We start from the raw sequence: 22296 nt of genomic DNA, 5'->3' as shown, positions 1-22296 counted from the left end.
TCCTTTTATACTTAGCGAGAACGCTTATTAGGCTGAATCTTCACCTGTTTTATCATATTCTCTTTTACTTCAAGTACTTCAATAGGGTAGCCCGCAATACGTAGACTAATATTTGCATCGGGAATATCTTCTAAGTATTCAACAATTAAACCACTCAAAGTTTTTGGGCCGTCTAGTGGGAAATCCCAACCCATCTCTTTATTTAAATCGCGTACGTTAGCGCCGCCATCTACAATACAAGAGCCATCAGTTTGAGTTTCTACTTCTTCGCTTGGCGTACGAGTTTGTGTAGTTGTAAAATCGCCAACAACTTCTTCTAAAATATCTTCAAGCGTTACTAAACCTTGAATATCGCCATACTCGTCTACTACTAAGCCAATACGCTCTTTAGACTGCTGAAACTTTAACAGCTGAGTGTTAAGTGATGTTCCCTCTGGGATAAAGTAAATTTCGCGTACAGCACGCAGCAACGATGGTTTATCAAATTGCTCTTTTGTAAGTAGACGAAGTGCATCTCGAGAGTGAATAAAACCTACTGCGTCATCTATATTGTCGCGATACAACAACACGCGAGTATGTTGTGCATGGGTAAGCTGGCGACTAATTAGTTTCCAATCATCATTAATATCAATAGCCACAATTTCGTTACGTGGGATCATGATATCTTCAACGGTTACTTGCTCTAAATCTAAAATTGAGGTCAGCATACTTTGATGGCGAGCAGGGATAAGTGCGCCTGACTCATTGAGCACTGTTTTTAATTCTTCTTTGCTCATGCTGTGCTCGTCGATTTGAGCGGCACTAATACCAAATAATCGCAATATCCCGTTGGTCATCCAGTTAACGATAACAACAAAAGGAAAAAGAATTTTTAGTAACCCTTTAAGTATTATTGAGCTTGGAAAAGCAACTTTTTCAGGATAGAGGGCAGCAAGAGTTTTAGGTGTTACTTCGGCAAATATAAGCACGACTAAAGTTAACACACCCGTAGCGATAGCAATACCAAGGTCACCGTAAAGGCGAATACCTATAATGGTAGCAACTTGAGCTGCAGCTATATTGACAAGATTATTGCCAATTAAGATTAAACCGATGAGCCTATCTGGACGGCTAAGTAATTTACTGACTCGTTTAGCTGCACGATGATCCTCTTTAGCGAGGTGTCGCAGGCGTATACGATTGATTGACATAATTCCGGTTTCTGAACCAGAAAAATAAGCAGAAAAAAGCACCAAAAAACCTAAAATGATAAATAGGGTACTTGTCGATATGTCGTCCAACGATGGATCCTTTTCTTATAAATCAATGCGTATTAAGCTAGAGTGAGCAAGCAGAGTCAAGTTAAAACTTATTTAGTATCACTTCTTGTATGAAACGGCTGCCAAAATATGCGAGTGTGAGGACAAATGCAGCGACCATGATCGTAATAACCACAGGTTTACCGCGCCAACCCTTTTTCATATGCCCGATGGCTACAATGGCAAAAATAGCCCACGCAACTAACGACAATATCGTTTTATGAATGAACTCTTTAGCAAACATCCCATCAAGAAATACAAACCCCGAGAGTAATGCGAACGTGAGTAATATGGTGCCTAAATTAAGGAGTTGGTAAAGCTGGCGCTCAACAACCATCAAAGGCGGAAGGTGACTATGCACAATTGCTAAATCTTTACGTTTTAAACGTTTATCAATAAAGTAGAACTGTACACCATATAAAGTAGCAATAATTAAAATACAGTAGGCCAATAGGGATAAGGAAATGTGTGTTACTAAGCCAACCTCAATATTAATGCTTTGCAGTAAAATATGATGAGGAATAAATAAACTGGCAATTGTAAGTAAAGCACCAAAACCATAAACAACGGGCAATAGTAAAGTGGCGGGGAACTTTAGCGACACAGCTGTTACTGAAACTACAATAACCCAGCATGTTAAAAGGGAGACGTTTACAATACTTAGGTCTTGACCGTCGGATCTAAAAACAGAGTTAACTAACAGCAGCATATGCGCCACTATAGCAACCGTGCTCAATATGACGGTTACCTTTTGGCTAGGGCCTTGTTGATGAAACAGGCGTGAGAGCACGTGAGACGTTGCTAACACATAAAATAAACTGGCAATAATAGTTAAACTAATAATCAGCATTGTGCTTGGGCCACTTAATTTGAGACAAAATAATCCTTGTTGTTATATAGCCATTGTATTTTATAGCAAAGCAAATGCATAGACCTTAAAAAAAGAAACTCAACAAGGTGCACTTGAACACTGTATTGTAAGACGCCATATACGGTATACTACTTTTAATTGAAACTTAATAAGTCAATCCTGGTTAATTGAAAATCAAACTAACCGTAAAATTTTAATGGATTGATATAAACGTCTTATCGGAACCGTTACATGTTTGAGAACCTCCAAGAACGATTAGGTAAAACCTTAAAAAATATCAGTGGCCGTGGCCGTCTGACTGAAGACAACATAAAAGACACACTTCGCGAAGTGCGTATGGCATTTTTAGAAGCCGATGTGGCACTGCCTGTTGTTCGCGAGTTTGTAAAACAAGTTAAAGAACGTGCAGTTGGGGTTGAAGTTACAAAAAGCTTAAGCCCAGGCCAAGTATTTATAAAAATAGTGCGTGAAGAACTAGAAAAAGCAATGGGTGAGGCCAATGAAGAGCTAAGCCTAAATGCACAACCGCCAGCCGTTGTTATGGTAGCGGGTCTGCAAGGTGCGGGTAAAACCACCAGTGTAGCTAAGCTTGCTAAGTTTTTAAAAGAACGCAAAAAGAAATCAGTGCTTGTAGTAAGTGCCGATGTTTATCGCCCTGCTGCGATTAAGCAGCTAGAAACGCTTGCTACAGAAGTTGACGTTGATTTCTTTCCAAGTGATATTTCGCAAAAGCCAGTGGATATTGCAAACGCTGCAATTTCTCATGCTAAAAAGAAATTTATAGATGTAGTACTTGTTGATACCGCAGGTCGTTTACATGTTGACAGCAACATGATGGACGAGATTAAAGATCTTCACAAAGCAATCAACCCAATTGAAACTTTATTCGTTGTTGATGCAATGACGGGTCAAGATGCGGCAAATACAGCTAAAGCATTTGACGAAGCCCTGCCACTAACCGGTGTAATATTAACAAAAACCGATGGTGATGCACGTGGTGGTGCTGCTTTATCTATTCGTCATATTACAGGCAAACCAATTAAATTTATGGGTGTGGGTGAGCGTACTGACGCACTTGAGCCTTTTCATCCAGACCGTATAGCGTCGCGTATTTTAGGTATGGGTGATGTACTTTCATTAATCGAAGAAGTCGAAATGAAAGTAGATAAAGAGCAAGCTGCCAAAGTTGCTGAAAAAGTATTTAAAGGTGCCGGTTTTACCCTTGACGACTTTGCTGATCAATTAAAGCAAATGAAAAACATGGGTGGCATGATGTCGATGCTTGATAAGCTCCCTGGTATGTCTAACTTACCAGATGCTGTTAAAGGCCAAATGGGTGACAAAACATTTATCCAAATGGAAGCTATTATTAGCTCAATGACTAAAAAAGAGCGCGCACGTCCAGAAATCATTAAAGGTTCACGTAAAAAGCGCATAGCTGCTGGCTCTGGTACACAAGTACAAGAGATTAATAAGTTGCTTAAGCAGTTTACGCAAATGCAAAAAATGATGAAAAAGATGAAAGGTAAAGGCGGCATGACCAAAATGATGCGCGGTATGAAAGGCATGTTACCACCTGGGATGATGGGTGGCGGTGGTCCTAAGTTTTAAAAAATACTTTTGAGTTATTTTTTAAAATAATAGCGAATCATATTTAAAGGAGCAAATAGCTCCTTTTTTGTTGAATAAATTATGCATGTAATACACCTTTAACCCTAATTTGTCGTTGAGATCACGGTTTAACCTACTAAACTGTCTTTTTGCTTCACTTCTTACTTGCGTTATTGCCAAAAACTCGTACAATTCCCCAGCTCCCCATTCTGGGGAGTAAATCTTATTAATGAAAACAGTCAATCTTTATAGAGGACGGTATGGTAACTATTCGTTTGCAACGTGGTGGCGCTAAAAAACGCCCTTTCTATCAAATTGTGGTTGCGGATAGCCGTTTCTCGCGTGACGGTCGCTTCATCGAGAAAGTAGGCTTTTTTAACCCAATTGCTTCAGGTCAAGAAGAAAAAATTCGTTTAGATTTACCACGTGTTGAACACTGGGTAGGTCAGGGCGCATCTCTTTCAGATCGCGTAGCTAAGTTAGTAAAAGACGCTCGTAAAGCGGCTTAATAGGCGTAAGTGTAACCATGAGTCAAGAGAACACCTCATCAATAATTGTCGTAGGAAAGCTCGGTGCCCCATATGGTATAAAGGGCTGGCTTAAGGTACATTCATTTACTGATGATCCCGTAGGGATCTTCGATTTCAGCCCGTGGTTGATAGGGCAGCAAGGTAAATGGCAGTCCTTAGAAGTGGTCGACTGGCGTCGCCACAACAAAGGCTTTATCGCTAAATTTGCGCAGATAAACGACCGAGACGAAGCAATGGCTTATACCCATGCTGAAATCTCAATGGATGCAGCGCATTTACCAGAACTTCCGCAAGGTGAGTTCTATTGGCGAGATCTCATTGGCATGTCTGTTGTAACCGATAAAGGTTATAGCTTAGGCATTGTTGATGACCTTATGGAGACAGGGTCAAATGACGTACTAGTTGTGAAAGCAAACAGTAAAGACGCATTTGGTCAAGCTGAACGTTTGATTCCTTTTTTAACTGATTCAGTTATTAAAGAAGTTAAATACGACGCAAGAGAAATTACCGTAGATTGGGATCCAGGGTTTTAATGACGCAAACTAGTTCATTATGGGTAGGGGTGATAAGCCTTTTTCCAGACATGTTTGACGCTATTACAGACCAAGGTGTTACCGGTCGCGCAGTAAAAAATGGTTTAATTGATTTTAACTGTTGGAATCCGCGAGACTACGCTTTAGATAAGCATAGAACCGTAGATGACCGTCCTTACGGGGGCGGACCAGGTATGTTAATGATGGTTGAGCCATTAAAAAAAGCGATTGCCGAAGCTAAAAAAGCAGCTGGTGATGGCGCTAAAGTAATTTATATGTCCCCGCAAGGGCGCAAACTTGATCAGCAGGGCGCTAGCGAACTCGCTAACTCTAATAAACTGATTTTGATTGCCGGTCGCTATGAAGGTATAGATGAGAGAATAATAGAATCATATGTTGACGAAGAATGGTCAATTGGTGATTTTATTTTGAGTGGTGGTGAACTACCTGCCATGACATTAATTGACGCAGTAGCGCGATTAGTGCCAGGTGTGTTAGGTCATAACCAGTCAGCAGAACAAGATTCGTTTTCGGATGGCTTGTTAGATTGTCCACACTATACACGACCAGAAACATTGGACGACAAACAGGTTCCTGCTGTATTACTCAGTGGAAACCACCAAGAGATAGCAAAGTGGCGGCTTAAGCAGTCATTAGGTAGAACTTGGTTACGACGTCCTGACTTGTTGCATAACCTAGCTCTGACTGAGGAGCAAGCGGTATTACTCGCAGAATTTCAGCAAGAGTACCAAAAAGCTTGTGGCTAGAAGACAGTTACACCTAGGAAAGTGAGAAACATAATGGCAAAAGTAAACCAAAATATTATTAAAGCGCTTGAAGATGAGCAGCTTAAAACAGACGTACCTGCATTTGGCCCTGGTGATACAGTGGTTGTACAGGTAAAAGTAAAAGAAGGTGCTAAAGAGCGTCTACAGGCCTTTGAAGGTGTTGTAATCGCTAAGCGTAATCGTGGTCTTCACTCAGCATTCACAGTTCGTAAAATTTCGAACGGTGAAGGTGTTGAGCGTGTATTCCAAACGCACAGCCCTCTTATTGATAGCGTAGCAGTTAAGCGTCGCGGTGCAGTTCGCCGTGCTAAGCTTTACTACCTACGTGAGCGTTCTGGTAAATCTGCACGTATTAGAGAAAAACTTAACTAATACGCGCTGTTTATCAACGCAAAAAAACGGGTTGCATCCTTCGGGTTGCAACCCGTTTTGGTTTTAGAATATTATTATCTCAATTCTCAATTCTCAATTATCAATTATCAATTCTTATTTCCTTATTAGTAAAATTTAAGCTTTAGCCTTTTATCAATTAGCTGATCCTGTTAGTATTTATCGTATTGATTAGTTTACTTTTATGTAAATTTATATTTACGTTATTTGTTTTTTAAGGTGGTATGAACGTGGCTGACATAAGTGATTTAGCACAGCTGAGAGAAGGTATAGATGAATGCGACGCACAACTTGTTGCCTTACTTGCTAAACGTAATGGTATTACGCAAAAAATTGGTGAGATAAAACAACAAACAGGCGCGCCTTTGCATGCACCTAATCGTGAAGCAGAGCTATTAGCGGCAAGAAGACAAGAAGCAATAAATCAAAATGTAAGCCCCGATCTAGTTGAAGATATACTAAGACGCATGATGCGAGAAGCCTATCAAAACCAACAAGCAAAACTTGCATGTGCAGCGCCAGAGCTTTCGCCAATTGTTATTGTAGGTGGTCAAGGTGCTATGGGGCAGCTATTTGCTCAGCAGTTTATTCGCTCAGGTTACGAAGTTAAAGTTTTAGATAAAGATCAGCAAAACGATGCGCAAAATATTTTAAAAGGTGCCAAGCTGGTAATGATTAGCGTACCAATTAATGCATTGGACGCAGTAGTTGCTAAGTTACCTAAACTAGATGATGACTGTTTACTAGTTGATATTACATCGGTAAAGCAATCGCCTATTAAAGCACTAAAAGCTGCGCACAGTGGCCCTGTGGTTGGTTTGCATCCTATGTTTGGCCCTGACATATCACATTGGGTAAAACAAACGGTCGTTGTATGTGAAGGGCGAGAGCACCAAGCGGCAAAAGGCTTGTTACAGCAGTTACAAGTATGGGGTTGTCAGCTTGTTGAGCTTGATGCTAAAAAGCACGACGAAGCAATGCAAATTATTCAGGTAATGCGCCATTTAACAACATTTGTGTACGGACAGTTTTTAGCAAAACAAAGTCATACACTAGAAGAGTTACGTAGTTGCTCGTCACCCATTTATCAATTAGAGCTGATGATGGTAGGGCGTTTATTTGCGCAGTCGCCGGAGTTGTACTCAGATATTATGTTAGCGCAATTCGATGATGTAGAGAGCCTGCTCGCACAGTACCAAGACACTTTTGCAAGTACATTGGAAAAATTAAAAGCAGGAGATAAAGCAGCGCTTATTGATTCTTTTGCGCAAGCGAAAGTTTACTTTTCTGACTCAACAGAGCACTTTTTAACACAAAGCCGAAGCTTATTAAATAAAGCGAATGATTCAAAAGTTTTAGACTAATACTTGTCACTTTTTACTAAAAAGGGCCGATATCGGCCCTTTTTAATTATGAAAGTGTGTATTAAGTATTAACGCTTACTGCCTGTAATGACTCGCTTTGATAGCAGCCTAAAATACGCACATATTGGGTGTGTTCTTTAAGCTCTTCTAGCGCTTCTTTTACTTGGCTATCAGCTAAGTTTGCTTCAAGATCTACATAAAATACTTCTTCCCACGGATTGCCCGGAGTTGGGCGCGACTCAAGTTTTACTAAATTAATCTTATGCTGTTTAAAAATCATCAACGCATCGGCTAGTGAGCCCGCTTGCTGTTTTGTCGACATGATTAAACTAGTTTTAGTTGGAATTTGGTTAGACACTTGCAGAGGTTTACGCGCAACAACAATAAAGCGGCTATGGTTTTCGCTTTGATTAGCAAGATTTGATTTGATGACTTCAAGGCCGACATTTTTTCCTGCTTGTGCAGAGCCAATTGCAGCACTATTTGGTGTGTTTAGAGCTGATTGTAATGCGCTTGATGTAGAGTCACATGTTTCGTGTTGTAAATCACCTAAGCCCTGTAAAAAACGGCTGCACTGTGCAAATGGTTGTGGGTGTGCAAATACTTTTGTTAGTTGGCTAAGTTCAGTATCAGGGTTTGCGAGTAAGCAATGCTCTACACTGTGAGTGACTTCTCCAACAATAGAGACTTGTGCGTGCTGTAATAAGTCAAATACTTCGTTAATGCTACCAGAGCTTGTGTTTTCAATCGGTAATAAACCAAAATCAGCTTGGCCGTTTTCTACTTTACCTGTTATTTCGTCAAACGATGTACAGCCAATTTCAATTAATTTACCAGGGCGGCGACTAAAGTATTTATGACATGCAAGCTGGCTATAAGAACCTTGACCACCTAAGTAAGTTACACGGTGTGTTTCACTCAGTGCGTCTGGATTAAGGTTTTTTTGTAACATTGCTTGTTGGTGTAAAACTGAATCTTCCAAAATAGTTTGAAACACATTATTTACGTAGTAAGCATCTAAACCCAGTGACTTACCATAACCAATTAATTTTTCTAGAAGCGCGAGTTCACGTGCTTCATCGCGAATTGGCTTGTTGTTGGCGATTTTATATTCAACCACACCGTGGCTAATGCGACGGCGTTTAGCTAATAACACGAGTAGGTCGGAGTCTATTTCATTTATATCGTGTCTTAGTGCATTTAATACATCATTTGTCATTTTGGTATCCTCATTCCAAAAGTAGGCTGTTATTACACAGCAAAAACAAAAAAGCCTCCCGGTTGGGAGGCTTTACTATTCGATTGATTTTATCTCACAAACAGGGAAGCCTCTTCTATATAAAGAAGCTAAAAAACGAAAAAAAAGTGCGAGAGATAAATATGTTCATACGGTTAATGTATGGAGAGTTGCCAACAATGTCAATAAAGATCTAAATAAGCTTAGGGTACTATTTATTTACCTTAGCTGGTTATTATAGAAACTTTACAAATAATTTATAAATATGAATGCGGATCTGGTATATTTCGTTAACTGGTTCAAATAATAACAATTATTAATAATTAAGGTTGACCCGTGGTTTACAGACGGCCTCCATCTCGTTTTGGATTGAATTCTTTAAGTGTAAAACTTTCACTGCTTATATCTGCTATTTGTTTAATAGCAGGGGTATGTGCGGCTGCCTTAATGCTTAAATCTGAAGAGAAACAACTTGTTTTTGAAGAACATGAGGTGTTAAAAAGCTCTACAGATTTATTAGTGAAGCAGTTTAATGAGCGTATTAAAACAAAAATAAATATTGCTCAGCAAGCTAATAACGTAGTGACAGAGCAGCTTTTTCAATCTAATTCACCAATTAATTTAGGTAATAAATCACAGTTACAGTTTAATAGCGATGGTACGATTCGAAGTGCCTCGGCTGACGGATTATCAGCAGCATTTTTACCACAGCAAAATTACTCTCCTTTTTATAAACGCCTATTTAATGATTCTGAAATGTTATGGCGTATAATTTCTCCGACTTTGGTACATGACTTTTTTAACTTTTATTTAATTACCGATGACGATTTCATTCGTGTTTCTCCTCCAAACTGGGCATTAAATGCACCAGCCGAGTTTAGAGTTACGCAAGGTACAACGTATAAATATATTAAAAGTATGTTGGGGTCAGAGCGAGAGCCTGCATGGTCAAAAGTTTATTACGATACAGTATGGCGAAAGTGGGTTATTAGCTTACTAGTGCCGGTGTATGTTGATAACGAGTTTTTAGGTGTAACGGGAAGCGATATTTCCCTTAACAAACTTATTTCATTTTTACCTGTTGGCGATAAAGAAAAACACTTACTTGTATTTGATAGTAAAGGGCAATTGTTAGCCCATCCCAATCTAAACCCCGCATTATTAGCTGACTATGGTAGTGACAATAAAGCACTCGCTACTAACGAATTTGTAAACCCAGAACTGCAGTCAATTATTGACGATGCAATTGCGGTGAAGTTACCAGAATATGCCAATTCATTTGAACAAAATGATGAAGCTCACATTATTAATATCCGTAAAATTGATGATTTAGATTGGTACATAGGGGTTTATAAAAAACGTTCATCAACGTTATCTGCGTTACAAGATTTAAAACTGAAGTTTTTTGGACTCTTTATTTTATACGCAATATTAGTTGCCTTATTGCTGCATCAGGCGCTTTATCAACTAGTGCTTCGGCGTTTACATACTTTAGTTTATGCAGTAACAAGCTTTGGTAAAGGCCAGCTAACAACAGAGTTTCCGCCAGAAAACAAAGATGAGATTGGTACCCTTAATGGCTCATTTAGAGACATGACGGTAGAAATCCGCAAGCTTATTGATGGTTTAAACCAAAGAATTACAGAAAAAGAAATTGCTGAAAAAGCAGCTAATCGTTTATCTAAAGCGGTAGCGTTCTCGGGCACCGGGGTTGTGATCACCGATGAAAATTTTGTCATTGAGTACGTAAACCCCAAAATGCTCGAAATGACAGGCTATCCAGAAAGTCATTTTAATAGAGCACCATTACTTAATATTATTGCCTCAGAAATGTCTATTTTAATTGAAGATATAGACATAGATTTACGCAGCCGTAATTACTGGCGCGGGGACACATTAATAGCTGGTTTAAACAAAGAGCCAATTTGGGTGTCTTTAAGTGTTTCGCCAATTCGTGAAGAGGGCGGTGAAATAACCAGTTATGTAGCATCAGCACAAGATATTTCGTTTGTAAAAGAAAGCCAGCGTAAAATGGAACAATTGGCTTACTTTGACACCCTTACGGGACTTGCCAACAGAACATTTTTTAGAATGCAATTGCGTAAATCAATGGCATTAGCAGAGCGCGGGCATTATGCATTTGCTTTGTTTTACTTTGATTTAGACGAATTTAAGCGTATTAACGACACATTAGGCCACGATGCTGGCGATCAATTATTAATTGAAGTGGCAAACAGACTTAAAAAACGTTTACGAGCCGAGGACACCATAGCGCGCTTAGGTGGTGATGAATTTGCAGTGTTGCTCAGTGGTATAGAAAGCCAAACTCACGCGGCTGATGTTGCCAATACAATTCAAAAAACACTGAATGTGCCTATAAAACTAGGTAGCAATGAAGTTATTGTCAGTGCAAGTATTGGTATAACTATGGCTCCTTACGATAGCTTAGAGGAAGATCAGTTACTCAAACATGCTGATTTGGCAATGTATGAGGCAAAAGCAAAAGGACGTAATACCTTCCACTTTTATAGCCAAGAATTAAATGCGGCCGCAAATGAGCGTTTATTTATTGAAAATGAGTTACGTATAGGGCTCAAAGAAAAGCAATTTGTAGTTTACTACCAACCTCAAGTTGATAGCCGTACTCATCAGGTCGTTGGTTATGAAGCGTTATTAAGATGGTTCCACCCAACTGAAGGCGCAATCCCTCCAGATAAATTTATTCCTATTGCAGAAGCGACAGGCCTTATAGTTGAATTAGGTGAATGGGTGCTTCAAGAGTCTTGTGATTTTGCCGTAAGATTGGCAGAACAAGGTCTAGAAAATAATATATCGATAAACTTATCGGCCCGCCAGTTTAAAGACTCAAGCTTAGTTACAACACTGAGCAAAATGATAATTAAGTCGGGTGTTTCAGCAAAGCGCCTTCATTTAGAGCTGACCGAAAGCATGCTAATGGGTAATGTAGAGGCAGCCATTACACAATTGCACGAGCTTAAAGCATTAGGTATATCAATTTCTATTGATGACTTTGGTACAGGTTATTCATCGCTCAGTTACTTAAAACGATTCCCGGTTGATATATTGAAAATTGACCGTTCATTTGTAAAAGATATCCCAGAGGATACAAATGATATGGAAATCACTGCAGCTATTATTGCCATGGCGCAAAAGTTAAAGCTAGACGTGGTCGCAGAAGGGGTTGAGACAATAGAGCAGATGCAGTTTTTACAAAATAATAATTGCTTCATTGTGCAAGGCTATTATTTTAGTAAGCCAATTGCTGAGCACGAACTACCGAATTTGTATGAAAGGTTAAATGAACTCGCAAATAGCGAAGTAACTAGTTAATAAAATTGCGGGTTAACCACCCGCAATTTTAACTTTAAATTTTAACGCTTCTAAAATGCCTTTTAGTTTATCTCGGTCATCACCTTGTACTTCAATAATGCCTTCTTTTACTGCGCCGCCTTGGCCCATTTTGCTTTTTATAGTTTTAGCTAACTTTTTTAAATCATGATCTTTTGGATCAATGCCAACAACTAGCATTACGCCTTTGCCTTTACGCCCTTTTGTTTGACGCTCAATGCGAATAAAACCATCTTTAAAAAGTTTAGCGTGCAACTCTTTTTCTGGTTTCGGCTGGTCAATGCGACCCGTACTAGTTGAATATACTAAGTGACTATCACTCATACCTTACCTTTATGGATAAAAATGAATTAAATACTGGTGTAAATGATAGCAAATTTGAAGTTGTGTGTTTTTCTTTTTGCTAAATACTTTTAACAGGTTATATTTAGTTCAAAGGAAATATTATTGGAGTTTACTATGAGTTTAACTAAGAATGAATCAGTCGATGGCACTACATTAACAATACAAATTAAAGGTAAGTTTGATTTTAATTTAGTGCAATCTTTTCGCCAAGCTTATGCTCAAATGAGCGAAAAAACAGTAAAGGTTATTATCGATTTAAGAGAGACTGATTATATGGATAGTTCAGCACTTGGCATGTTACTTAACATGAAAAAAACCATTGATAGCCAAGTAAAAACTATCGAAATAAGCAATTGCCAACCACAGCTTAGAAAAATTCTACAAATTTCACGTTTTGATAAAAAGTTTGATATTAGCTAATGATACATGTGTTGATTGTTGACGATCAGGCGCTCAATCGCATTTTACTAAGTAAAATGCTTGAGCAGGAAGGTTACAAAATTTCAGTGGCTTACAATGGGCTAGATGCACTTAATGTACTTAAAAGAGAGCAAATAGACATTGTTTTACTCGATGTATTAATGCCCGTAATGGATGGTTTTGAAGCAGCTGAAAAAATAAAGCAGCAGTATAGTGAAGTTTACTTACCGATTATTTTTATAACCTCCTTAGAAGATCAAGCAAGTTTTGAGCGGTGCCTCGCGGTAGGTGGCGATGACTTTATTCATAAACCATTTGAAAAAGTTATTTTGCATGCAAAAATTAAAGCACATAGCCGCACCAGAGAGCTAAGTAAAAAATCAAATCAACAAAAAAAACTGCTTGAATATCATCACAATCAAATTGAACGTGAACACGAAATAATTGAGCATATTTTTAATAACTCATTAGAGAATCAAGGCAAGTTTAAAGAGTACCTCGATTTTAATTTATCGCCGGCGTCTATGTTTAACGGCGATATGTTTTTAGTGGCGCAAAGTCCAATAGGCAATCTGTATTGCATGTTGGGAGACTTTACAGGGCACGGCTTAGCGGCAGCTATTGGTGCATTACCTATCTCTCGTGTTTTTTATACTATGGTACAAAAAGGCATGGCGATTAATGACATTGCCTGTGAGCTAAATACACTGCTTTACAATCTCCTACCTGGACACATGTTTTGTGCTGCAACCATTATAGAGCTTAGTGCATCCGGTAAAAGTATTTCTGCATGGATGGGCGGCCTGCCAGATGCGTACCTAATAGATAAAGACGGTAATGTAAAACAAACATTAGAGTCGCAACATATGGCGCTGGGGATTTTAGACGATCAAGAATTTGAATATGAAGTTATTCACTTTGAAACAAATAGTAATACACGCCTAGTATTAGCAACCGACGGTATTATAGAAACAGCAAACAAAGAAGATACATTTTTTGGGGAAGAGCGTTTTTTACAAACCTTAAAAAGTAAATCGATGATTAGTAGCGAAGATATAGTGGGTGACGTTACTAAGTTTGCAGATGGCACTAAACAGCAAGATGATTTAAGCATTGTTTTACTAAACTGCCTGCCTTTAGTTCCTGAGGAGCAAGAGCGAGAAGCATTCTCTACTTTAGCGTTTAATTTATCTTTAAGTTTAAACTCAGAACAAATAAAAAAAACAGACCCCGTTTACGACGTTGTTAATATTTTAAGCAGTGTTGGGGGGCTAAATGCCCATCGTTCTAATATATTTTTACTGTTGTCTGAGGCTTATAACAATGCGCTTGATCATGGTGTACTAGGGCTTAACTCAGAGATTAAAAAACAAGAAGACGGCTTTTTTCGATATTATGAATTAAGAGAGGCAGCTCTTGCTAAACTTACAGATGCGATGATTATTATTGATATGCGCTATTGCCCCGATACGCTCAGTTTGTATTTCATTATTTGTGATTCAGGCCGAGGGTTTAGTAGTAAGCACGATGAGTTGGCAAAGGTTAATAATGAATTTGGTAGAGGGGTGTCTTTACTAGAAGAAATAGCCGAAAAGGTAACTTATAACGCCAGCGGTAACCAAGTTGAAATGTGCTACAAGTTGAGCTAGCTCTGCAAAAATATCCATGCTATTATTCTCGAAACTTTAGATGTATGGATGGCCAAATGATTTCTTCTTACCTAAAACAAGCACAACTAAGTGCTAATCCAGCTTTGATTTCAACAGAGCTTGAAAAGCTTGAGCTACATTTAGCAAACACAGCTTTGCCTGATGTATGTTGGGAGTATCAAATACCTGAGCTTGGCGAGGGCGGTGCGTGTAGTTTATTTGGTTACCTACAAGATGAGCCATTCAAATTAACTGACTATCTTAAAAGTGATGAGCAAACACAGTTCAAGCTAGCTAATTTACAAAGTATTGTGAGCTACATTGAGCAGCAAACAAGTGTTGATTGGTATGGTATTTATCAATCAACTAATACTAGTGAAGGTAAGCAACTATTAAAATTGGCTTATCATGGTGCGCCTAGTCGTCCGTTGTTCCCTTTAACGCAAGCATTTGCGGCAGGTAGTAATAACGTGCAGGTTGCGCTATCTCACAAGGGCCGTATTATTAATAACGTTGAAGAGTACTTATCACAAGGTGGTGAATACTACACATGCGATCCTAAAGTTAAATCAGAAACCTGCTTACCTTTATTTAATACACAAAATGAATGTGTTGGTATTGTAGATGCTGAAGCCTTTAAAAATGATTTTTTTGATGAAAAGACGCTTGCCGTTTTAATTGCATGTTGTATTAAAATTCCTCACTTTCTAGTGTAAATAACGCTAGTCAACATGATGTGCTTTTATGTTAAGCTTAGCTTAACAGCTAACCCCTAAATAACGATAAGAGATAGCCAATGTTCTCAGTATTAAAACCATTACCAACAGATCCTATTCTTGGCCTTATGGCGGCCTATAAACAAGATACAAACCCTAATAAAATTGATTTAGGTGTAGGTGTCTACAAAGATGAGCAAGGCAATACACCGGTTCTTAAAGCGGTTAAAAAAGCTGAAGCGTTTCGTCTTGAAAACGAAATGAGCAAATCTTACATTGGTTTAGCGGGTAACTTAGATTACTGCCAAAAAATGGAGCAGTTACTACTAGGCGAACATCAAGCATTGCTAGCAAATCGCGTACGTACTGCGCAAGCGCCAGGTGGTACGGGTGCACTTCGCGTTGCAGCTGAATTTATTAAGCGTTGCAATGCAGATGCAACAGTATGGGTAACTAATCCAACATGGGCAAACCATATTAGCTTGTTTGAAGCTGCAGGCTTAACAGTAAAAGAATACCCGTATTACGATTACGAAAATAAAGACTTACTGTTTGATGAAATGATCAACACACTTAAACAAGTGCCTAAAGGTGATGTGGTTTTAGTGCATGCATGTTGTCATAACCCAAGCGGTATGGACTTAAACGAAACACAGTGGAACACAGTTGCCGAACTTGCAAAAGAAGTTGGCTTTACACCACTTGTTGATATTGCATACCAAGGCTTTGGTGCTTCACTTGAAGAAGATGCACGTGGCTTACGTATTTTAGCTGATGCAGTAGAAGAGCTAATTATTTGTTCTTCATGTTCTAAAAACTTTGGCTTATACCGCGAGCGTATTGGTGCATGTTCACTAATTGCAAAAGATAGCGCAACAGCAGATATTTCAAACTCTGTAATGCTAAGCGTTGTACGTAGTATTTACTCAATGCCGCCAGCGCATGGTGCTGATATTGTTAATACTATTTTAAGCAGTACAGAGCTTACACAATTATGGCACTCTGAGCTTGATGAAATGCGTAGCCGCATAAATGGCTTACGTAGCTTAATTAAAGAAAGCTTAGCAACTAAAGATATTGCGCAAGACTTCTCATTTATTGAACGTCAAAACGGTATGTTTTCTTTCTTAGGTATTAATAAAGAGCAAATTGCTCGCCTACAAAAAGAATATGGTATTTACATTGTAGGTTCTAGCCGCGTAAATGTTGCAGGTGTTAGCCAGTCAAATATTGAATACTTTTCAAATGCTGTAGCTGACGTTTGTAAATAAACGCAGTTAATATAAAAAAACCGCACATCTAATGATGTGCGGTTTTTTTATATCTAAATTAAAACAAAAAGCTTTAACCGATAGCAGGAATTAGCCCCGCCATTTGCATAAACTGCGCAGCAATAATAGTTATGCCACATATAGCTGCTATACCAAGCCCAACATTTCCACTTTTTACTTTATAGCCTGTTTTATTTGATGTTGTACGCTGTTTATAAACCATTGCTACAGGCAAAAATATAGCCAGCACGACAAGTGCTATTGCAGCGTAACCTAAAGCCATAATAAAGCCTTGAGGGTAAAATAGCGCAAAGCCAAGTGGCGGAATAAACGTAATCAAGGCCGTTTTTATTCGATCCGTTTTATTGTCACCTTTTTTAAATGCATCAGCAAAAAAATCAAATAACCCTAAACTCACCCCTAAAAATGATGTCGCCAGTGCTAAATCAGCAAATAACTTAACGGCCGTTGCCACACTTGGGTTATGCGCAATACTTGCCACGCTAGATACAAACCCATTAAGCCCTTGGCTGTTGAGTAAATCAGCTTGACTCATAATACCTTGGCTAAGTAGTTGCCAAAAAATATAAATAACTAAAGGTAGGGCGGCTCCAGCAATCATTACTTTGCGCAGTACTTTTATTTCAACACCAACATATTTAACAATAGAGGGGATAGAACCATGAAAGCCAAACGAAGTAAATATAACCGGTATAGCCGAAAGGATTAATCCTTGCTCTACGGGCATCTCTAATAAGTGCTTACCTTGCACATAAGGGGTAAGCATGTAAAACAAGCTAGCTAATACAACAATTTTTATTGTAAATAACGCTCTATTTAATTTATCTACCTTGCTAGTGCCTAGCGTTACCACACTAGCAATAATAACAGCGAGGATCACAGAGCCAAACTGTGGGGCTATATTTACATCAAAGCCTATATTTATACGCGCTTGAAGTTGTGCACCACCACCTGCAATATAAGCAGCGCATAAAGCATAAAATAAAAAAACCATCGAAAAATTCGCAATATATTGTCCGCGTTTTCCAAGCCATAATTTAGCCAATGTATTTAATGTAGCATCGCGTGGTGCATATTGGTGTAGCTCTAACATGAGTAGTGCGGTGTAGGTCATTAGTAACCAGCTAGCAATTATTAATGCAAGTGCAGTACTAAACCCAAGCCCGGCAGATGCAATTGGCAATGCCAACATACCTGCACCAATAGTGGTGCCTGCAACAATTAACATGCTTCCAGTTGTTTTATTTTTAAGCACTTAATTACCTTAATTATTATTAATATACATGCACGATATAACTAGTTGCTCAAATCTCAAATAGTTTTGTAATAAAAGAGCGTTATTAAAATGTAACTTACAATTTACAACTGTATTTATTAAGGACTTTAGTGTTTAAAAAGTACTAAAGCACGGCAGTGAGCGTATAATTTGTTTTTTGTTTTATTCATTCATATAAAGCGTAGGGATGGCACGTGCCAGTTAAAGTATCGTATTTTTTAATGGTTCTTATATGGTCTACTACACCACTGGGTATAGTGTGGAGTAGTGACACCGTATCGCCAACACTTGCAGTGTTAATGCGGATGCTGGTGGGGCTATTTTTAGGCGGGTTAATTGTTGCTATTACAAATATTAGAGTGCCTTGGAGCAAAAATGCATGCTTACTTTATTTTTATTCGAGTATAGGTATTTTTGGCGGTATGTTGTTGAGCTATATGGCAGCTAAAACAGTCCCTTCGGGTATTATTTCGCTTATGTTTGGCCTTGCTCCTATTTTGTCAGGGTTGCTTGCTCAGCAATTATTAAATGAACCTAAATTTAGCCCGATTAAATTAGTTGCGTTAGCGTGCGCCTTAATTGGCTTATATTTCGTTAGTTATAACCAAGTACAAAACTCGCAAACTCAAGGGCTCGGGTTACTTTATGTGTTTATGGCTGTCTGCTTTTTTAGTTTAAGTGGTGTGATGATCAAGCGCGTGAAAATTGCGATTCATCCTATGGCAACAACATTTGGCGCATTGGTTTTTGTAACCCCACTCTTTTTTATTGCTTGGTGGTTATTAGATGGTGAATTGCATATACAAAACTGGAGTGCAAAATCATTGTGGGCTATTGGTTATCTAGGAATATTTGGATCTTTAGTAGGGGCTTTGGCGTATTTTCATGTGCTGCAAAACCTAAATGCAAGCACGGTATCACTTACTACACTTATAACTCCTAGCTTTGCGTTAGCCTTGGGAGCTTGGCTAAATAATGAGTCATTAAGCCAAGAACTAATAATTGGTGCAGTTATTATTTTAATTAGTCTAGGTTTTTTTCAATTTGGTGATAAATTTTTAAAGCGAAAGAGAGTAAGCGCAAATTAGTTTTACTACATTTTCTCTATTTGAATAATTAAACGACGGTTTTTGTCTCGGCTTAAAATGTTATCGTTATTATCAACAAAGCGTTTTTCGCCTAAACCGGTGGTTTGCACTTTTGCTTCATCAACACCCAAGCTCACCATATAATCTTTTATAGTTTTGGCGCGCTTGCGCGATAAATCTAAGTTATTCCAGCGTCCGCCATAACTATCGGTGTATGAGTCAATGCTAATGGACTCTATGCTTGCGTCATTTTTTAGATACTCAGCAATCTTATCAAGACGTTGTTGCGACGATTTAGTTAATTTACTGCTGTTAGATTGATAGTTCATTACAGTAAACGAAATATCTTCAAAGCTGTAAGGGAGTAGCTCATCGCGGCATTGTAAAAAAGCCCAGTAAGCTTGTTTAAAGTTTACACTCGATATGCCAACGGCAATTTTATCGGCACTGTTTTGCCAGTCTTGATAATAAAAAGTAGGGTAGTAGCCTTTTTCAAGCTCGCTAAGCATCTCCCATGCGGTTTTATTGCCCAGCTCACCATCAAACTTTTTAAGTAATTTCATATTTGCAATATCACGGGCCGGTAAGCCTGCTCGCCAAGACGGTGGCACGGCTTTTAAACCAGCAATTGCGTAATTATCTGGGCGTACAACCATATCTAAATTAAACGTTAAGTTTTTATTTTTACTTGCTGAAGCTTTAAAAATAGCTTCCCCATAATAAGGAACTTCATGATTTAATTGGCATTGTAAGCGCGTTGTTTTAACGACTTCCCAGTTGGAGTTGTCTTGGGTTGCTGTGTATTGGCGCATAGCAGCTTGCGAGTGAGTACTGCAAAGCACTGCACTTATACTAAGGCTAATAAATAACAACTTATACTTCATGATGCTCTCCAGCTATCCGGGAATGCCAATAATTTGGCAAATTAACGACTGCAATGATTAGTTTGTTCTCTACGTAACTAACTTACAAGTTAAAGCAAGTTATGTGCCTACAATTTTAAAGCAATAAATACTTAAATCCCCTAGCCTAGGGGGCATCAATTTTGACATAATAGTCAGCTTACACGTATAAACAAAGAAGACTATGGCAAATACTGAGCAAACACCTTTCGCAAAACGCTTTCGTGGATTTTTTCCTGTTGTTATTGATGTTGAAACTGCTGGTTTTAACAAAGAAACAGATGCCTTGTTAGAAATAGCAGCTTCTGTTTTAAAAATGGATGACGAAGGACTGCTCAGCATAGATCATACTGTTCATTTTCATGTTCAGCCATTCGAAGGCGCTAATATAGAACAAGCAGCCATTGACTTTAACGGTATAGACCCGTTTTCACCATTACGTGGCGCAGTACCTGAAGATGAAGTAATTAAAGAAATATGTAAAGTAGTACGCAAAGCGCAAAAGGCCGCTGGGTGCCAACGCTCAGTTATTGTGGCGCATAATGCCGCATTCGATCATGGCTTTTTAAATGCAGCAATAGAGCGTAATAACATTAAGCGTACGCCATTTCATCCGTTCGTAAGCTTTGATACAACATCTTTAGCGGGTTTAGCGTTAGGGCAGACTGTATTAGCAAAAGCATGTAGAGCGGCAGGTATCGAGTTTGATAACAGCCAAGCACACTCAGCGCTTTACGACACAGAACGTACAGCTGAGCTTTATTGCTTAATAGTAAATCGCTGGCAGCAATTAGGTGGTTGGCCATTAGCGCCAACTGATGATTGCGACGCTAATAACAAAGTTGAAACTGATACACAAAATAACGAAGAAACTAAAACGTCTGAGTAATTTTACCCTCAGTTAGCTTAACTAGGTGGGGCGGGTAAATACGCGAAAATTGTTTAGAATCTTTCGCTATTTTAAGCTCCACACCAGGGTGCATTAATTCATTTACTTTTAAACGACTACTGGCAAGTAATTGCACTATTTTTTGCTTAATAAGTAGTTTTTGATGATGAATATGTGCAGAGCGTATTTTTATATGCTTTTCATTTTCAGTTATCTTATTCATGAATTGCTGGCGCTGAGCAGCCCCCGCAATTTTACTCGCTTTTTCACGAGCCTGTTGTAAAGCGGTTACTTTAGTCGCAAGTACTTTTTCAAAATCGGTTATTTGTGTTTGCTTTTGGCGAAGCTCAAACCAGAGTTGCGCTAAAAATACGCGCGTTTTAGTACCGGCTGGCGCGCCTAGCTCACCTGTTTCAATGCGCATAGCATCTAAAATATTACCGCCAATAATTTTACCTCGCGGATCGTTTGCTTTGCCTACACGTATTAACCGCCTAGCACTTAAATCACAATGTAGAGCTTGGCGTTCAATAAATAAATCTTGTTCGGATTTAATATTGCAGTACTGAGCATAACCAATAGAAATAGTTCGTTGAGCGGTTATAGAGCATGTAAATGCTTCCTCGCCTTCACGTTTTCTACCAATTGCGCCAAGCATAATGGTTACCGCACTTTTACTTTCAACAGCACCTGATTCTACAAAACCCAGTACCGTAATATCACCATTGGCTTTTACACGCATGCCGTCTTTAATATCGCCAGTAATAATTACGCTACCATCAAAATCAACGTGGCCTGTACTTACATCTACGTTATCAAAGCATAAAACGTCATCTACACGCATACCTCGGGGTAGGGCAACGGGCACACCTTTGCAGTCGGCAATAAGCATATTAGGATTATTAGGATCTACTTTTGTACCTTCGAAAGGCTGGAGTTGGTGATCTGTACCTGGTTTTGCACTAATTGAATCGCCAAATACCGTATAGCCATCTTCTCCAGGAGTAGCGGCAATACGCTGCATTAAGGGAGTACCAGGTTTTACGGTGATAATAGCGCCAAGATTTTTCATATCAACCTTACCACCTTCCTTAGCTTGTGGGCTAAGCACACGGTCTTGGGCTGTTGAGCATAAGCGCACAAATTTAGCATCGCTGCCTTTTTTAGGATTACGCCCATGTGCAATTATGGCGCTATAAGAGCTTCCTGCTGGTTTTTCAAACTGCTGGCCTAAAAAGGTATCAAGCGCGCGTGGGCTTATTCCTTTTTTAACACCTGCATCAGCAAGCGCTTTTTGCGCACCTTCCATAGACAAAAGCGCACCACCTTTAGCGGTAGTTAATGTTGCTTCTGCGACCATGTTTTTTTCATCAATATTAATGACAAGCGACGCATCTACCGCTTTAGCAACGACAAGTGATACTTCCTGATAGTTTTTAGTTGGCGCAAAAAGCTTTCCAATATTGGCAATGACAGCTTCGTACTCACTAAACTCAGATTGTTCGAGCATTTGCGTAAGCTGAGTACTCGTAACAGGAAAGCCACTATCAATAGGGTGACTAACTAAAGAGACAACCCCTGTATTTTGATCAAATGAAAAAACCGACATTTATTAATTCCCTACTCTATGCCTGTTATTATTTTTGTTTTTTACAACTAAAGGTTTAGAAATGACAAAAACCTTAACTCCTTATTTGAACACAGGTTAAACACATTGTTAAGCAAATG

Annotated in this window: 20 protein-coding genes and 1 other annotated feature; of the genes, 13 read left to right on the top strand and 7 right to left on the bottom strand. The window is 38.8% G+C overall.

All coding sequences use genetic code 11. The features are described 5' to 3' along the window. Window positions 1–11 precede the first annotated feature (11 nt). Together H5090_RS12305 and H5090_RS12300 are read right to left on the bottom strand one after the other, a co-directional pair. Entirely contained in the window at window positions 12–1280 is a 1269-nt protein-coding gene (locus H5090_RS12305; protein ID WP_002962198.1) for an HlyC/CorC family transporter, read from the bottom strand. A 61-nt stretch (window positions 1281–1341) separates the two neighbouring features. Continuing rightward, window positions 1342–2148 (bottom strand): inner membrane protein YpjD, encoded by an 807-nt coding sequence (locus H5090_RS12300; RefSeq protein WP_002962197.1) that lies wholly within the window; start codon window positions 2146–2148, stop codon window positions 1342–1344. Window positions 2149–2400: 252 nt separating this feature from the next. Between H5090_RS12300 and ffh the strand changes: the two genes are divergently transcribed. From ffh to tyrA, 6 genes are all read left to right on the top strand, one after another. Further along, window positions 2401–3780: a signal recognition particle protein gene (gene ffh / locus H5090_RS12295; protein WP_002962194.1), complete on the top strand. Its 1380-nt coding sequence runs from the start codon at window positions 2401–2403 to the stop codon at window positions 3778–3780. 260 nt (window positions 3781–4040) lie between these two features. After that, complete coding sequence (gene rpsP, locus H5090_RS12290; RefSeq protein ID WP_002962192.1) at window positions 4041–4289, top strand: 30S ribosomal protein S16; 249 nt, start codon at window positions 4041–4043, stop codon at window positions 4287–4289. 17 nt (window positions 4290–4306) lie between these two features. Continuing rightward, window positions 4307–4843: a ribosome maturation factor RimM gene (rimM, locus tag H5090_RS12285; RefSeq protein ID WP_024596584.1), complete on the top strand. Its 537-nt coding sequence runs from the start codon at window positions 4307–4309 to the stop codon at window positions 4841–4843. Next, window positions 4843–5610, top strand: a complete 768-nt coding sequence (trmD, locus tag H5090_RS12280) for a tRNA (guanosine(37)-N1)-methyltransferase TrmD (protein ID WP_002962190.1) — start codon at window positions 4843–4845, stop codon at window positions 5608–5610. Before rimM ends, trmD begins: the two co-directional genes overlap by 1 nt. A 33-nt stretch (window positions 5611–5643) precedes the next feature. Continuing rightward, window positions 5644–6003, top strand: coding sequence for a 50S ribosomal protein L19 (gene rplS / locus H5090_RS12275; protein ID WP_002962189.1), 360 nt, complete (start codon window positions 5644–5646; stop codon window positions 6001–6003). 248 nt (window positions 6004–6251) lie between these two features. Further along, window positions 6252–7385, top strand: coding sequence for a bifunctional chorismate mutase/prephenate dehydrogenase (gene tyrA / locus H5090_RS12270; protein ID WP_002962944.1), 1134 nt, complete (start codon window positions 6252–6254; stop codon window positions 7383–7385). A 61-nt stretch (window positions 7386–7446) separates the two neighbouring features. Here the strand turns inward: tyrA and H5090_RS12265 are convergent, their stop codons facing one another. Further along, window positions 7447–8604 (bottom strand): chorismate mutase, encoded by a 1158-nt coding sequence (locus H5090_RS12265; protein WP_002962945.1) that lies wholly within the window; start codon window positions 8602–8604, stop codon window positions 7447–7449. A gap of 44 nt (window positions 8605–8648) precedes the next feature. Beyond that, window positions 8649–8766: a sequence feature (Phe leader region), on the bottom strand. Between the two features lie 192 nt (window positions 8767–8958). Between H5090_RS12265 and H5090_RS12260 the strand changes: the two genes are divergently transcribed. Continuing rightward, window positions 8959–11973 (top strand): EAL domain-containing protein, encoded by a 3015-nt coding sequence (locus H5090_RS12260; RefSeq protein ID WP_182695838.1) that lies wholly within the window; start codon window positions 8959–8961, stop codon window positions 11971–11973. Window positions 11974–11985: 12 nt separating this feature from the next. Here the strand turns inward: H5090_RS12260 and H5090_RS12255 are convergent, their stop codons facing one another. After that, window positions 11986–12315 carry a translation initiation factor gene (locus H5090_RS12255; protein ID WP_002962947.1) on the bottom strand — a complete coding sequence of 110 codons (330 nt, stop codon included), beginning with the start codon at window positions 12313–12315 and terminating at the stop codon, window positions 11986–11988. Window positions 12316–12450: 135 nt separating this feature from the next. Between H5090_RS12255 and H5090_RS12250 the strand changes: the two genes are divergently transcribed. From H5090_RS12250 to H5090_RS12235, 4 genes are all read left to right on the top strand, one after another. Further along, a complete protein-coding gene (locus H5090_RS12250) occupies window positions 12451–12756 on the top strand; it encodes an STAS domain-containing protein (RefSeq protein WP_002962948.1) in 306 nt (101 codons plus the stop codon). Beyond that, complete coding sequence (locus H5090_RS12245; protein ID WP_182695837.1) at window positions 12756–14405, top strand: SpoIIE family protein phosphatase; 1650 nt, start codon at window positions 12756–12758, stop codon at window positions 14403–14405. The genes H5090_RS12250 and H5090_RS12245 overlap by 1 nt, the downstream gene beginning before the upstream one ends. Window positions 14406–14461: 56 nt before the next feature. Continuing rightward, window positions 14462–15121 (top strand): GAF domain-containing protein, encoded by a 660-nt coding sequence (locus H5090_RS12240; RefSeq protein WP_002962950.1) that lies wholly within the window; start codon window positions 14462–14464, stop codon window positions 15119–15121. Window positions 15122–15201: 80 nt separating this feature from the next. Beyond that, on the top strand, window positions 15202–16392 hold the full coding sequence (locus H5090_RS12235; protein ID WP_002962951.1) for an amino acid aminotransferase: 1191 nt from the start codon (window positions 15202–15204) through the stop codon (window positions 16390–16392). Window positions 16393–16465: 73 nt separating this feature from the next. Here the strand turns inward: H5090_RS12235 and H5090_RS12230 are convergent, their stop codons facing one another. After that, window positions 16466–17668 (bottom strand): aromatic amino acid transport family protein, encoded by a 1203-nt coding sequence (locus tag H5090_RS12230; protein WP_182695836.1) that lies wholly within the window; start codon window positions 17666–17668, stop codon window positions 16466–16468. A 215-nt stretch (window positions 17669–17883) separates the two neighbouring features. Here H5090_RS12230 and H5090_RS12225 point away from each other — a divergent pair, with 215 nt between their 5' ends. Continuing rightward, complete coding sequence (locus H5090_RS12225) at window positions 17884–18777, top strand: DMT family transporter (RefSeq protein ID WP_182695835.1); 894 nt, start codon at window positions 17884–17886, stop codon at window positions 18775–18777. 5 nt (window positions 18778–18782) lie between these two features. On the opposite strand, the gene H5090_RS12220 is transcribed toward H5090_RS12225, so the two are convergent. Continuing rightward, window positions 18783–19661 (bottom strand): OmpA family protein, encoded by an 879-nt coding sequence (locus H5090_RS12220; protein ID WP_182695834.1) that lies wholly within the window; start codon window positions 19659–19661, stop codon window positions 18783–18785. Between the two features lie 202 nt (window positions 19662–19863). Here H5090_RS12220 and rnt point away from each other — a divergent pair, with 202 nt between their 5' ends. Continuing rightward, complete coding sequence (rnt, locus tag H5090_RS12215) at window positions 19864–20568, top strand: ribonuclease T (protein ID WP_024595664.1); 705 nt, start codon at window positions 19864–19866, stop codon at window positions 20566–20568. On the opposite strand, the gene H5090_RS12210 is transcribed toward rnt, so the two are convergent. Beyond that, a complete protein-coding gene (locus tag H5090_RS12210; protein WP_182695833.1) occupies window positions 20552–22177 on the bottom strand; it encodes a DUF342 domain-containing protein in 1626 nt (541 codons plus the stop codon). The two genes, rnt and H5090_RS12210, sit on opposite strands and share 17 nt — an antisense overlap. Between the last annotated feature and the right edge of the window lie 119 nt (window positions 22178–22296).

Source organism: Pseudoalteromonas sp. SR43-5 (genome assembly GCF_014163835.1).
Taxonomy (GTDB): domain Bacteria; phylum Pseudomonadota; class Gammaproteobacteria; order Enterobacterales; family Alteromonadaceae; genus Pseudoalteromonas; species Pseudoalteromonas distincta.
The sequence above is the reverse complement of the archived record's forward strand: the minus strand, read 5'-3'. Positions and strand labels throughout refer to the sequence as shown.

Bases quoted from the DNA above. Each gene is read 5' to 3' on its own strand.
- H5090_RS12250 (WP_002962948.1), top strand. From the start codon at position 12,451: ATGAGTTTAACTAAGAATGAATCAGTCGATGGCACTACATTAACAATA.
- H5090_RS12210 (WP_182695833.1), bottom strand. From the start codon at position 22,177: ATGTCGGTTTTTTCATTTGATCAAAATACAGGGGTTGTCTCTTTAGTT.
- ffh (WP_002962194.1), top strand. From the start codon at position 2,401: ATGTTTGAGAACCTCCAAGAACGATTAGGTAAAACCTTAAAAAATATC.
- H5090_RS12220 (WP_182695834.1), bottom strand. From the start codon at position 19,661: ATGAAGTATAAGTTGTTATTTATTAGCCTTAGTATAAGTGCAGTGCTT.
- rplS (WP_002962189.1), top strand. From the start codon at position 5,644: ATGGCAAAAGTAAACCAAAATATTATTAAAGCGCTTGAAGATGAGCAG.
- H5090_RS12235 (WP_002962951.1), top strand. From the start codon at position 15,202: ATGTTCTCAGTATTAAAACCATTACCAACAGATCCTATTCTTGGCCTT.
- H5090_RS12240 (WP_002962950.1), top strand. From the start codon at position 14,462: ATGATTTCTTCTTACCTAAAACAAGCACAACTAAGTGCTAATCCAGCT.
- H5090_RS12300 (WP_002962197.1), bottom strand. From the start codon at position 2,148: ATGCTGATTATTAGTTTAACTATTATTGCCAGTTTATTTTATGTGTTA.
- rimM (WP_024596584.1), top strand. From the start codon at position 4,307: ATGAGTCAAGAGAACACCTCATCAATAATTGTCGTAGGAAAGCTCGGT.
- H5090_RS12245 (WP_182695837.1), top strand. From the start codon at position 12,756: ATGATACATGTGTTGATTGTTGACGATCAGGCGCTCAATCGCATTTTA.
- trmD (WP_002962190.1), top strand. From the start codon at position 4,843: ATGACGCAAACTAGTTCATTATGGGTAGGGGTGATAAGCCTTTTTCCA.
- H5090_RS12255 (WP_002962947.1), bottom strand. From the start codon at position 12,315: ATGAGTGATAGTCACTTAGTATATTCAACTAGTACGGGTCGCATTGAC.
- H5090_RS12265 (WP_002962945.1), bottom strand. From the start codon at position 8,604: ATGACAAATGATGTATTAAATGCACTAAGACACGATATAAATGAAATA.
- rnt (WP_024595664.1), top strand. From the start codon at position 19,864: ATGGCAAATACTGAGCAAACACCTTTCGCAAAACGCTTTCGTGGATTT.
- rpsP (WP_002962192.1), top strand. From the start codon at position 4,041: ATGGTAACTATTCGTTTGCAACGTGGTGGCGCTAAAAAACGCCCTTTC.